The 12,031-nt window shown below is 72.4% G+C and carries 12 protein-coding genes; all 12 read left to right on the forward strand.

What is annotated here, in order from left to right; genetic code table 11:
• Positions 1-3 precede the first annotated feature (3 nt).
• The 12 genes from flgH to KB893_RS08685 all read left to right on the forward strand — a co-directional run bounded on the left by flgH (position 4) and on the right by KB893_RS08685 (position 11,694).
• Positions 4-753: a flagellar basal body L-ring protein FlgH gene (flgH, locus tag KB893_RS08630; protein ID WP_211926860.1), complete on the forward strand. Its 750-nt coding sequence runs from the start codon at positions 4-6 to the stop codon at positions 751-753.
• A gap of 190 nt (positions 754-943) precedes the next feature.
• Positions 944-2,047, forward strand: coding sequence for a flagellar basal body P-ring protein FlgI (locus KB893_RS08635; RefSeq protein ID WP_211926863.1), 1,104 nt, complete (start codon positions 944-946; stop codon positions 2,045-2,047).
• 185 nt (positions 2,048-2,232) lie between these two features.
• Positions 2,233-3,411: a flagellar assembly peptidoglycan hydrolase FlgJ gene (gene flgJ / locus KB893_RS08640; RefSeq protein ID WP_211926861.1), complete on the forward strand. Its 1,179-nt coding sequence runs from the start codon at positions 2,233-2,235 to the stop codon at positions 3,409-3,411.
• 6 nt (positions 3,412-3,417) lie between these two features.
• Entirely contained in the window at positions 3,418-5,280 is a 1,863-nt protein-coding gene (flgK, locus tag KB893_RS08645) for a flagellar hook-associated protein FlgK (RefSeq protein ID WP_211926862.1), read from the forward strand.
• Positions 5,277-6,518: a flagellar hook-associated protein FlgL gene (flgL, locus tag KB893_RS08650; protein WP_246505538.1), complete on the forward strand. Its 1,242-nt coding sequence runs from the start codon at positions 5,277-5,279 to the stop codon at positions 6,516-6,518. Before flgK ends, flgL begins: the two co-directional genes overlap by 4 nt.
• 168 nt (positions 6,519-6,686) lie before the next feature.
• Positions 6,687-7,850, forward strand: coding sequence for a flagellin (locus tag KB893_RS08655; protein ID WP_213173612.1), 1,164 nt, complete (start codon positions 6,687-6,689; stop codon positions 7,848-7,850).
• A gap of 135 nt (positions 7,851-7,985) precedes the next feature.
• Positions 7,986-9,341, forward strand: coding sequence for a flagellar filament capping protein FliD (gene fliD, locus KB893_RS08660; RefSeq protein ID WP_211927162.1), 1,356 nt, complete (start codon positions 7,986-7,988; stop codon positions 9,339-9,341).
• A gap of 14 nt (positions 9,342-9,355) precedes the next feature.
• Positions 9,356-9,760, forward strand: coding sequence for a flagellar export chaperone FliS (fliS, locus tag KB893_RS08665; RefSeq protein WP_211927163.1), 405 nt, complete (start codon positions 9,356-9,358; stop codon positions 9,758-9,760).
• Positions 9,757-10,056, forward strand: coding sequence for a hypothetical protein (locus tag KB893_RS08670; protein WP_211927164.1), 300 nt, complete (start codon positions 9,757-9,759; stop codon positions 10,054-10,056). Before fliS ends, KB893_RS08670 begins: the two co-directional genes overlap by 4 nt.
• Positions 10,057-10,060: 4 nt before the next feature.
• Positions 10,061-10,435, forward strand: coding sequence for a hypothetical protein (locus KB893_RS08675; protein ID WP_211927165.1), 375 nt, complete (start codon positions 10,061-10,063; stop codon positions 10,433-10,435).
• Positions 10,432-10,998 carry a PilZ domain-containing protein gene (locus tag KB893_RS08680; RefSeq protein ID WP_213173613.1) on the forward strand — a complete coding sequence of 189 codons (567 nt, stop codon included), beginning with the start codon at positions 10,432-10,434 and terminating at the stop codon, positions 10,996-10,998. The genes KB893_RS08675 and KB893_RS08680 overlap by 4 nt, the downstream gene beginning before the upstream one ends.
• A gap of 63 nt (positions 10,999-11,061) precedes the next feature.
• Entirely contained in the window at positions 11,062-11,694 is a 633-nt protein-coding gene (locus KB893_RS08685; protein ID WP_211927167.1) for a response regulator, read from the forward strand.
• Positions 11,695-12,031 lie beyond the last annotated feature (337 nt).

Here is a 12,031-nt window from a genome sequence, read left to right on the forward strand (position 1 = left end):
GCCATGCGCCTCCTGCCCGCTTCGCTCGCCCTCGCCGCCGCCGCGCTCGCCGGCTGCGCCTCCTATCCCGGCGATGTCCGTCCGTACCCGTCGATCGCACCCGCCGGCTATGCCGCCTCGCCCTACGGCCAGGCCGCCGGCGCGCCCGCGGCCGCGGCGAGCGGCAGCTATCTGGCGCAGCCGGTGGCACCGGTCAGCCAGGCCAATCCGGGCGGCATCTGGCGCGAGGGCCCGGGCCTGCGCCTGTTCTCCGACAGCAAGGCGCGCGACATCGGCGACCTGCTGACCATCGAGCTGACCGAGAGGACCAACGCGACCAGTACCGCCAACACCGCGGTGAGCAAGAGCTCCGGCGTGTCGCTGTCGGCGCCGTCGGTGTTCGGTGCGCCGCTGACGATGAACGGCCGCGACCTGCTCTCGGCCGACATCGAGGGCGGCCGCGACTTCTCCGGCACCGGCGACAGCCGCCAGAGCAACAGCCTGTCCGGCAGCATCACCGTGACCGTCGTCGACCGCCTGCCCAACGGCAACCTGGTCGTGCAGGGCAGCAAGCAGATGCGCCTGAACCAGGGCGACGAGCTGGTGCAGATCCAGGGCGTCATCCGCCCGGTCGACATCGCCAGCGACAACAGCGTGCCCTCCAGCCGCGTCGGCGAGGCCCGCATCGTCTACGGCGGCCGCGGCACGCTCGCGCGTTCGAACGCGATGGGCTGGCTCGCCCAGTTCTTCAACTCCCCCGTCACTCCGTTCTGAGGGCCCGTCCATGCGCGCTCAACACCAGGCCCTTCTCCCGCCGCTGTCCGAGGCCGCCCTGCGGACTGCGGAACGGCGCATGCGCGGCTTTGCCGCCCTGGCCGAACGCGAGCTGCCCAAGGCCCGCGACACGGGGCGCGCGGCCGAGGCGGCGGCGCCGCGCAGGCGCGGCGTATCGCTGCTGCGCCTGATGGCGGTGCTGCTGCTGACCTTCGGCGTCGCCGCGCCGGCCTTCGCCGACCGCATCAAGGACCTCGCCCAGGTCGGCGGCGTGCGCGACAACCCGCTGATCGGCTACGGCCTGGTGGTCGGCCTCGACGGCTCGGGCGACCGCACCAGCCAGACGCCCTTCACCGTGCAGAGCCTGCGCAGCATGCTCGAGCAGCTCGGCACGACGATCCCCGAGAACGTCAACCCGCAGCTCAAGAACGTCGCCGCCGTCGCCATCCACGCGCAGCTGCCGCCCTTCGCCAAGCCGGGCCAGCCGATCGACGTGACCGTGTCCTCGCTCGGCAACGCGGTGTCGCTGCGCGGCGGCTCGCTGCTGATGGCGCCGCTGCGCGGTGCCGACGGCCTGGTCTATGCGATCGCGCAGGGCAACCTCGTGGTCGGCGGCTTCGGCGCGCAGGGCAACGACGGATCGCGGGTGTCGGTGAACGTGCCGAGCTCGGGCCGCATCCCCAACGGCGCCATCGTCGAACGCGCGGTGCCGGACGGCTTCGGCAGCGCCGGTGGCGCCGCGCCGGGCGAACTCACGCTCAACCTGCACGAGGCCGACTTCACCACCGCGGCCAACATGGTCGCCGCGATCGAGCGCAGCTTCGGCGTGGGCGCCGCGCGCGCGCTCGATGCGGTCACCGTCGCCGTGGCCGCGCCCAGCGATCCCGGCGCGCGCATCAACTTCATGGCGCGGCTGGAGAACCTCGACGTCACCGCCGGCACCAGCGCCGCCAAGGTCATCATCAACTCGCGCACCGGCACCGTGGTCATGGGCGCCGAGGTCAAGGTGCTGCCGGCGGCGATCTCGCACGGCTCGCTCACCGTGACCATCCGCGAGGACGTCGGCGTCAGCCAGCCGGCGCCGTTCTCGCAGGGCCAGACGGTCGCCGTGCCGCAGTCCACGGTCAGCGCAGTGCAGGAGGACGGCCGCATGTTCCTGTTCGACGGCGGCACCACGCTCGAGCAGATCGTGCGCGCGGTCAACGACGTCGGCGCCGCCCCCGGCGACCTCGTCGCCATCCTCGAGGCGCTCAAGCAGGCGGGCGCGCTGCGGGCGGAGCTGGAGGTGATCTGAGGGGTGCGATGAAGCGGGACCGGGGAAGCGGGAATCGGGACCTGGACGCCATCCCGTTCTCCGACCCGCATCTCCGGCACTCCGCTTGCATTGAAACGTCACCGACAGCCTTCCATCGACCCGCCGACCAGAACCTCCCGGTCCCGATTCCCGCTTCCCCATTCCCGCTCCACCCAAAAAAGCCCATGCGCCTCGCCACCGACGCCATCGCCCTGAACCCGCAGACACGCAGCGACCCCGCGCGCGTGAAGCAGGTCGCGCGCGATCTCGAGGCGCAGTTCGCGCAGATGCTGATCAAGAACATGCGCGCGGCCACGCCGGGCGATCCGTTCGGCGGCGACACCAACTTCCGCGACATGTACGACCAGCAGCTCGCCAAGAGCCTGACCTCGGGCAAGGGCCTGGGACTGGCGCCGATGATCGAGCGCCAGCTCGACCGCAGCCAGGGCGTGCGCGAAGGCGGTGGCGCCGCAGGCACGGCGCTGTCGGCCGGGCGGGCGTTCTCGCTGGAGAACTACGCCAGGCCGCCGGCGGCGCGCGTGGTCGGCGGCGCGCTGCGTGCGGTACCCGAGACCGCGGCCGAGGCCGGCGCGATGGCGGCCGGGCAGCGGCTGGTCGATCTGGAAGCGGCGCTTTCCGGCAGCGGCGACGACGCATCCGCGCGCCTGGTCGACCTCGAGCGGGCGGTCACCGGCGCCGACACCGACGCGGTCGGCCGCCTGGTCGCGCTGGAGGCCGCCTTCGGCGCCGGCGCAGCCGATGCGAGCGAGGCCGAAGGCGGCGGCACCATCGCCGCGATCATGGCCGCGCGCGCCGCGCGCGCGGCGCAGGCCTACGACGGTGCCGACGCGGCATCGGCCGACTTCCGCGCCGGCTCGCCGGAGGCCTTCGTCGCCGAGGTCTGGCCGCACGCGCAGAAGGCCGCGGCCGAACTCGGCGTCTGCCCCAAGGTGCTGGTCGCGCAGGCCGCGCTGGAGACCGGCTGGGGCCGCAGCCGCATCGACGGCGCGCACGGCAGCGCCAACAACCTGTTCGGCATCAAGGCCGGGCGTGGCTGGCACGGGCGCAGCGTCGGCGCCGCCACGCGCGAGGTGATCGGCGGCCGCAACGTGATGGAGAACGCGCGCTTCCGCGCCTACGGCTCCACCGCCGAGAGCTTCGCCGACTACGTCGGCTTCCTAAAGAACAACCCGCGCTATGCCGATGCAGTCGGGCAGAGCGATACCCGTCGCTTCGCCAGCGCGCTGCAGCGCGCCGGCTACGCCACCGATCCGCGCTACGCGGCCAAGATCACGGCGATCGCCGAGGGGCCGACCCTCGGGCGCGCGCTCGCGGCCCTGGACGCCGGCGGCAGCCGAGGCTGATGACCGATGTCCAACCTTCTCTCCACCGCCACCTCGGCCCTGCTCACCGCACAGCGCAGCCTTTCGGTGGTCGGCCACAACGTCGCCAACATGGCGACCGAGGGCTACAGCCGCCAGCGCGTGGACCAGACCGCGGTGGTGCTCAACGGACAGGGCGCGGGCGTCACCACCACCGGCATCCAGCGCCTCGCCGACAGCCTGGTGTTCGGGCGTTCGCTGACCTCGGCGGGCGAGTCCGGCCGCCTGCAGGCGCTGGCGACCATGACCGGCCGCGTCGACAGCCTGCTGTCCGACCAGGCCACCGCGCTGGCCGGGCCGTGGTCGGACTTCCTCGACTCGGTCTCCGGCGTCGCCGCGGATCCGTCCTCGCTCACCGCACGCCAGGAGATGCTCAACCAAGCCGATGCCCTGGTCGCACGTTTCCGCCTGCTCGACGGCCAGCTCGACGCCATGGGCACCGAGACCAGCGAGACGCTGCGCGGCGACGTCGACAGCGTCAACCGGCTGTCGGCCGAGATCGCCAAGCTCAATGCCAGCATCGCCGGCAGCGGCAACCCGTCTCCCGACCTGCTCGACAAGCGCGACACCCTGGTCGGCGACCTGGTCGGCCTCACCGGCGGCACCGCGGTGGTGCAGAGCGACGGCGCCATGAACGTGTTCACCGCCGGCGGCAACGCGCTGGTGGTCGGCGGCACCGCCTCCACCCTGAGCGCGGTCGCCGATCCCTACCGGCCGGACCGCGTCAGCCTGGTGCTGGAGGCGAACGGCAAGACCGTGGCGATGGCGGCGGACGCCTTCGGCGGCGAGATCGGCGGGCTCCTGGAATTCCAGAACGACGTGCTCGATCCCGCCCTGGCCGAGCTCGGCCGCCTCGGCACCGGCCTGGCCGCGGCGGTCAACGGCGTGCTCGCCGGCGGCACCGACTACTACGGCAACCCCGGCAGCGACCTCTTCAGCGTGCCGGCGCCCACCGCCGCGCCGGCGCGCACCAATACCGGTGGCGCCAGCCTGCAGGCCTCCATCGCCGACCTCGGCGCGGTGAGCGGCGACCCGGTCGTGCTGAGCTATGCCGGCGGCAGCTGGACGGCGCGCGATGCGGGCACCGGCGCCACCGTGCCGCTGGCCGGTGCCGGCACCGCGGCCGATCCCTTCCTGGTCGGCGGCGTGGCCCTGGTGCTCGACGGCACCGCCGCCGCCGGCGACAGCTTCCGCATCGAGCCGACGGCGGGCGTGGCCGGCACCATCGGCCTGGCGATGAGCGACCCGAACCGGATCGCCGCCGCTGCCCCGGTCAAGGCCAGCGCGGCCACCTCCAACCTCGGCACCGGCAGCGTCGCCGGGATCGCGGTGACCGACGCCACCGACGCCAACCTGCGCGCGCCGGCCACCATCACCTTCACCGACGCCGGCCAGTACACCATCGACGGCGACGGCCCGTATCCCTATACCCCGGGCACCGCCATCGCGCACAACGGCTGGAGCCTGACCCTCGACGGCGCGCCGCGCGCCGGCGACAGCTTCGCGGTGACCGCCAGCGCCGCCGGCTCCAGCGACAACGGCATCGCCCGCCAGCTCGCCGGCGTCGGCGACATGCAGGTGCTCGACGGCGACACGCGCTCGCTCAACAACGTGCTCGGCCAGCTCACCACCACCGTCGGCGCGCAGGCGCGCCAGGCCGAGTACGCCCTCGAGGGGCAGACCGCGATCGCCGAGGAAGTCGCCGCCCAGCGCGACTCGATCTCCGGCGTCAATCTCGATGAGGAGGCGGCGAACATGCTGAAGTTTCAGCAGGCCTACATGGCTGCGTCCCAGCTCATCAGCGCCGCCGACACCATGTTCCAGGCCCTGCTCGGAGCGACCCGCCGATGATTTCCGGACGCATCTCCACCGCCGGGTTCTACGCCCAGGGCGTGAACTCGATCACCTCGCAGCAGGGCAAGCTCGCGAAACTGCAGGAGCAGCTCGCCACCGGCAGCAAGCTCAACACCGGCGCCGACGATCCGGTCGGCGCGGGGCAGGCGATCGGGCTGGACCGCGCGCTGGCCGAACTCGAGCGCTTCGACAAGAACGCCGCCACGCTCGAGCGCCGGCTCGGCATGCAGGAGAACGCGCTGACCGACGCCGGCGCCCAGCTCACCCGCGCCCGCGACCTGATGATCCAGGGCAACAACTCGACGCTCTCGGACGCCGACCGCAAGTCCATCGCGTCCGAACTCACCCAGATCCGCGAGAGCCTGCTGGCGATCGCCAACGGCCAGGACGGCGCCGGGCGCTACCTGTTCGGCGGCACCGAGGACGCGACCGCGCCGTTCACCAGCGGCGCCGGCGGCGTGACCTACAACGGCGACCAGACGCAGCGCCGCATCGACATCGCCCCCGCACTCGCCGTCGCCGACGCCGCGCCGGGCAGCGAGGTCTTCATGCGCGTGCGCACCGGCGACGGGACCATGGACGTGAGCGTCGGCGCGGGCAACACCGGCACCGGCATCGTCTCCGACTTCGCGGTCACCGACAGCGCGGCCTGGACCGGCGACCCGCTGCGGGTGGTGTTCACCACGCCCGACGCCGAGGGCAACGCCACCCGCTACGAGATCCAGGCGCAGGCCGCCGACGGCACCTGGGCGACCGTGCCCGACAGCGAGGGCGACTACGTCGCCGGGCGCGCGATCTCCCACGGCGGCATGCAGGTGACGCTGACCGGCGCGCCCGCCGTCGGCGACAGCGTCGAGGCCGGCACCGCCGGCACGCGCGACATCTTCGCCACGCTCGACAACGCCATCGCCGCGCTCGCCACCGAGGCGACGACGCCGGCGCAGAAGGCCGCGCGCAGCAACGCCATCGGTGCCGCCCTGCGCGACGTCGCCGGCGCCCAGGACCACCTCATCGATGTCCGCGGCACCGGCGGCGCGGCGCTGTCGGCGATCGACCAGTCCGCCGATACCCGCGAGGCCCAGGGCATCACCATCAAGACCACGCTCTCCGGGCTGCGCGACCTCGATTACGCGCAGGCGGTGTCGGACCTGGCGATCCAGCAGGCCTCGCTGGAAGCCGCGCAGGCGGCCTTCCTGCAGACCCAGTCGATGAACCTGTTCCAGAAGCTCGGCTGAAACGCAAGAAATATTTTCACCGCGCGCTAAAGCTTCCCGGCAGCGCGCCGTTAATGGAATCAGCAGCGGCGAAGGCACCAGCCACACCCTGCCGATCGCGCCGACCAAGCCTTCGCCGACGTCGGTTCTCGAAGCAACGGTCTCACCACCTCCAAAGGAGCAACGACCATGCAAGTCATCAACACCAATGTGATGTCGCTGAACTCGCAGCGTCACCTCAACAACTCGAGCTCGGCCCTGGCCACCTCGATCGAGCGCCTGTCCTCGGGTTCGCGCATCAACAGCGCCAAGGACGACGCCGCCGGCCTCGCCATCTCCGAGCGCTTCACCACCCAGATCCGCGGCATGGATCAGGCCGCCCGCAACGCCAACGACGGCATCTCGCTGGCGCAGACCGCCGAAGGCGCGCTGGGCGAGATCGGCAACAACCTGCAGCGCATCCGTGAGCTGGCCGTGCAGTCGCGCAACGCCACCAACTCGGCTTCGGACCGCGAGGCGCTGGACGCCGAAGTCACGCAGCTGAAGGCGGAGATCCAGCGCGTCGCCGAGCAGACCGAGTTCAACGGCACCAAGCTGCTCGACGGCACCTTCAGCGACGCGGTGTTCCAGGTCGGCGCCAACCAGGGCCAGACCATCACCGTCGATGCGATCGCCAACGCCAACACCGCGCAGCTGGGCAGCTGGACGTCGCCGTCCACCACGACCTACACCCAGACGACCGCAGCCGCCACGGCGACCGCGTTCGCCACCGGCATGTCGCTGGACATCAATGGCGTCACCATCTCCACGGCCGACGGCGCCGCAGACGCTGCGGCTGCCACCACGGCGCTCGTCGCAGCGTTCGACGCGGCGAAGGCCAATCCCGCCAACACCGCGCTGGCGAACGTGACGATGGCGGCGGACGGTTCCATCACGTCGACCGATCAGAACCTGACCCTGGCGAACCTGACCAACGTCAGCGGCGTCGCGGCTGGAACCACCGCAGGCACCCCGAGCACCGTCGCCGGCACCGCCCAGACCGGCTTCGAGACCGAGAACGTGCTGACGACCGACGCTGCCGACCGCATGATCCTGGCGATGGACGCCGCGCTGAACGCGGTCAACGCCTCGCGCGCCGACCTGGGTGCGGTGCAGAACCGCTTCACCTCGGTCGTGGCCAACCTGCAGACCAGCTCCGAGAACCTCTCCGCCTCGCGCAGCCGCATCAAGGATGCCGACTTCGCGAAGGAGACCGCGGAGATGACCCGCACGCAGATCCTGCAGCAGGCCGGCACCGCGATGCTCGCCCAGGCCAACCAGGCGCCGCAGGGCGTGATGAGCCTGCTCCGCTAAGCGATACGCAGCACGCGGCGGACGACGCCGCGACCGGGGCCCCGCCTCCCACACGGGGCGGGGCCCTTCCCATGACCCAGGTGCCGCGACGGCACCCGGCAACGCGGGCCGGACCGACCGCCAGGAGCGCAGCGCATGGCCATCAGCAGCGGCACCGGCATCGCCACCGGTCTGGACTACAGCACGCTGATCCCCTCGCTCGTGGCCGGCGAACGCGCACCCGCGGCCAACCGCATCACCCGTCTCCAGTCGCAGACCAACACCACGCTGAGCGCGCTCGGCACGGTGACCTCGGCCTTCGACAAGCTCAACACCGCGCTCGAGAAGCTCACCGCCGCCAACGCCCTGGATACGCGCAGCGTCAGCGTCGCGAAGGGCAGCGGCGACAAGGACATCGTGTCCGCCAGCGTCGCCAACGGCGCGACCGTGGGCTCCTACTCCGTCGACGTGCAGCAGCTGGCAAGCGCGCACAAGCTCGCCTCCGCGGGCGTCGACGCGGAAGCCGCCCTGGGTGGCGGCACCTTCACCCTGGCCGTCGGCGACAAGAGCGTCGAGGTCACCCTGGATGCCGCCGCCAGCACGCCCGCAGAGCTGCGCGACAGGATCAACGAGGCCGCTGGCGAGCTCGGCGTCACCGCAAGCCTGGTGACCGCCGACGACGGCGTGCACCTGGTGCTGACCTCGGGCAAGGCCGGCGCCGAGAACGCGATCAGCGTGACCGCCGATACCGGCAACACGGCCCTGGATGCGGTGTTCTCCGGCATGACCGAGAAGGCGCCCGCGCGCGACTCGATCGTCGTCGTCGACGGGCTGACCAGGACCTCGCCGAGCAACTCGGTGGCCGATCTCATTCCCGGTGCCACGCTCGAACTCAAGGCGGTCGGGACCACCGAGGTCAACGTCACCGCCAATACCTCCGGCGCCACCAGCCTGATGCAGAGCTTCGTGACTGCCTACAACGCCGCGGTCACCGCGATCGGCAGCACGACCAAGTACAACGCCGAGACGCAGACCGCCGCGGCACTGACCGGCGACGCGCAGATGCGCGGCGCGGCCAGCCAGCTGCGAACGGTTCTGAGCGAGGCGCTCGGCAACGCCGCGGCGATGGGTCTGGACAGCAAGACCCTGGGCGTCAGCACCAATCTCGACGGCACCATCAAGTTCGACTCGGCCGCATTCACCAAGGCCATGGCCGACTCGCCCGCCGCCGTGCAGAACATGCTCACCGGCGACGACGGCCTCGCGACCGGCCTCACCAAGGTCCTGGAGGGCTACGTCGGCGACGACGGCGCCTTCAAGCTCCGCACCGACGGGCTCAAGGACCAGCTCAAGGGCTACGACAAGCAGCTCACCGATCTCGACACGCGCATGGAGGCCGTGCAGGCCCGCTACGAGGCGCAGTTCACTGCGCTCGAGACGCTGGTCGGAACCATGAGCAGCACCAGCAGCTATCTCGCCCAGCAGCTCGCGCTGCTGGCTTCGTCTTCCTGATGCACGGACATCCCATGTACGCCAACGCCGCCGCGCAGTACCGCCAGACCGGCGTCTCCAGCAAGGTGCTGGAGGCCGATCCCCACCAGCTCATCGCCCTGCTGCTCGCCGGCGCGCGCGAGCGCATCCAGCGCGCCGAGGCCCTGATCGCGCGCGGCGACACCGCCCGCAAGGCGCAGGCGATCAGCGAGACCGCCAACATCATCGCCGGCCTGGCCGGCAGCCTCGACCACGCGCGCGGCGGCGAGATCGCCGCCGGCCTGCAGAGTCTCTACGACTACATGCAGCAGCGCCTGCTGGAGGCCAACGTCGGGAACGACGCGGGCAAGCTGCGCGAGGTCGGCGGCCTGCTGGCCGACATCGAGAACGCCTGGGCCGCGATTCCCGACAACCTCGCCACCGCGCGGACCGGCACATGAGCGCGCCCGAGATCGCCGCCGACCTGCACCCGGCGCACCACCGCCTCGAGGCGCTGCGCGCGGCGGTGGAGGCCGGCGACTACGCCGAGGCCGGCGCCTGCATGCAGGCCTACGACCGCTGCCTGCGCGAGGCGGTCATCGCCGGCGAACTCGACCGCGAGCAGATCGAGACCCTGCTCGAGGCCCAGCGCGGCATCCTCAAACGCTTCGTCGCGATGCGCGACAAGGCCGCCGACGACCTGCGCGGCCTGCGCCAGGGCGGGCGCGCGGCGCGCGCCTACCTGCAGGCGGGCTGATGCCATGGCCGCCGCGCCCGCGCCGCCGCAATGCGACGAGGGTGCGGAGCGGCGGCGCCTGGTCGGCGTGCTGCTCGCCGGCGTCGGCGAACGCCTGCGCCTGGTCGTGCGCTGCCTCGACAACGCGGACCTCGCCCGTGCGCGCGGCGTGCTGCGCGTCGCGCGCGACCTGCTCGACGGGGTGCGCCTGAGCCTGCTCGACGCCGAGCCGGGCTTCGCCAGCGGCGTCGACGCGCTGCACCGGCGCTTCGGCGATCCGGCGCAGTTCGATGCGCTCACGCCGTCCGAGCTGCGCGCGCTGGCCACGACGCTCGGTGCCGGCATCGATGCGCTGGTCGTACGATGCTCCGCTCCCGCGCAGATGGATCCGGTGGCATGACCCCAAGCGAAGCCGAACGCCGGCTGTTCGACGAGGCCGTCGCCTGCGACGACCGCCTCGCCTTCGACTTCACCCTCCTGCCGCTGGACGCGCGCGCCGCCGGGCGCGCCTGCGACCGCACCGAACACCTGCTGCGCGGTCTGGCCGCGGCCGAGGACGCACGCCGCGAGGACCCGGACGACAGCATTCCCGAGCCGGCACTGGCGCGGCTGGAGGCCAAGCTCGATCTCCTGATCGGCCTGGTCGGGGCCCTCGCCGCGCGCGACGCCGGGCTGCCGCCCGCGGTCGATCTGCGCTGGTCGCGGCACGGCCTGCGCGTGCAGGCGGAGATCGAGGGCGAACCCGGCGCCACCGGCCTGGTCCGGATCCAGGCCGCGCACTGGCTGCCGCAGCTGCTGGAACTGCCGGCGCGGATCCTCGCGCGCGGCACGCACGCGGACGGCGCGGCCGTGTGGCTGCAGATCGAGGCGGGAGCGGCGCTGGATACCGCCCTGGAGCGGCACCTGTTCCGCCTGCACCGGCGCGCCGTCGCCGAGGCGCGGCGCCAGGCCGCGGGTGGCTGATGCTTGGCCGCGCGATCCCCGCCGGCTAAGGTTGCGGCGCGTGAAGCAGTAGCGGAGGTCCGAGTGCGCGTTCTGGTCGTGGACGACCATACCCTGGTGCGTGCCGGCATCCGCCGCCTGCTGGAGAGCTTCAGCGGCGTCGAGGTCGTGGGCGAGGGCGCGTCCGCCGAGGACGCGCTGGCGCTGACCGCAGCGCGTCAGCCCGACCTGGTCCTGCTCGACCTGTCCATGCCCGGCCGCAGCGGACTCGACGTCCTCGGCGACCTGCGTCTGCGCCACCCCGGCGTGGCGGTGGTGATCATGTCCATGCACGACGACGCCAACCGCGTGCGCGAGGCGCTGGACCGCGGCGCCGCCGGCTTCGTGGTCAAGGAGGCGGCGGTGGCCGAACTCGAGGTCGCGCTGCGCGCCGCCATGGCCGGGCAGACCTACCTCAGCCCGCAGATCGCCTCGCAGATGGTGGGCTCGCTCCTCGGGCGCGAGCGCAGGACCGGCGTTGCGGCGCTCTCGCCGCGGCAGCGCGACATCCTCGGCCGCATCGGCCGCGGCCAGACCACCAAGCAGATCGCCGCCGACCTCGAACTCAGCGTCAAGACGGTGGAAACCCACCGCGCACGCATGATGGAAACCCTCGGCGTGCGCCGCGCCAACGACCTGTTGCGCTTCGCGGTCGGTTACCAGCAGTCGCTGGACTGACGCCCGCCGCGGCACGCGCCCGTAGGAGCGGCTTCAGCCGCGACCGCTCCTGTGTGGAGGGGCTTCAGCCCCGACCGGAGGGACATCGCTGCACGACGGGTCGCGTCTGAAGCCGCTCCTACAGTGGACGCGCCATGCAGCCGTCGCCGCCCGGGGCGCTGCCGAGGGGCGCGCGACGCGGACACAAGCAAGCGCCGTGCCGGAATCCCGGCGCAGCCCGGGCCGTGTGGGGGACGCCCCGACAGTGGGGTAGGGAACGTCCTGTCTCCGATGGGGCGGCTTCCGATAACCGCGCCGGCGCCTTCACGGGAGGATGACGTCCATCCCCGGAGCACGC

It is taken from the genome of Coralloluteibacterium stylophorae, assembly GCF_018122625.2.
GTDB lineage: Bacteria > Pseudomonadota > Gammaproteobacteria > Xanthomonadales > Xanthomonadaceae > Coralloluteibacterium > Coralloluteibacterium stylophorae.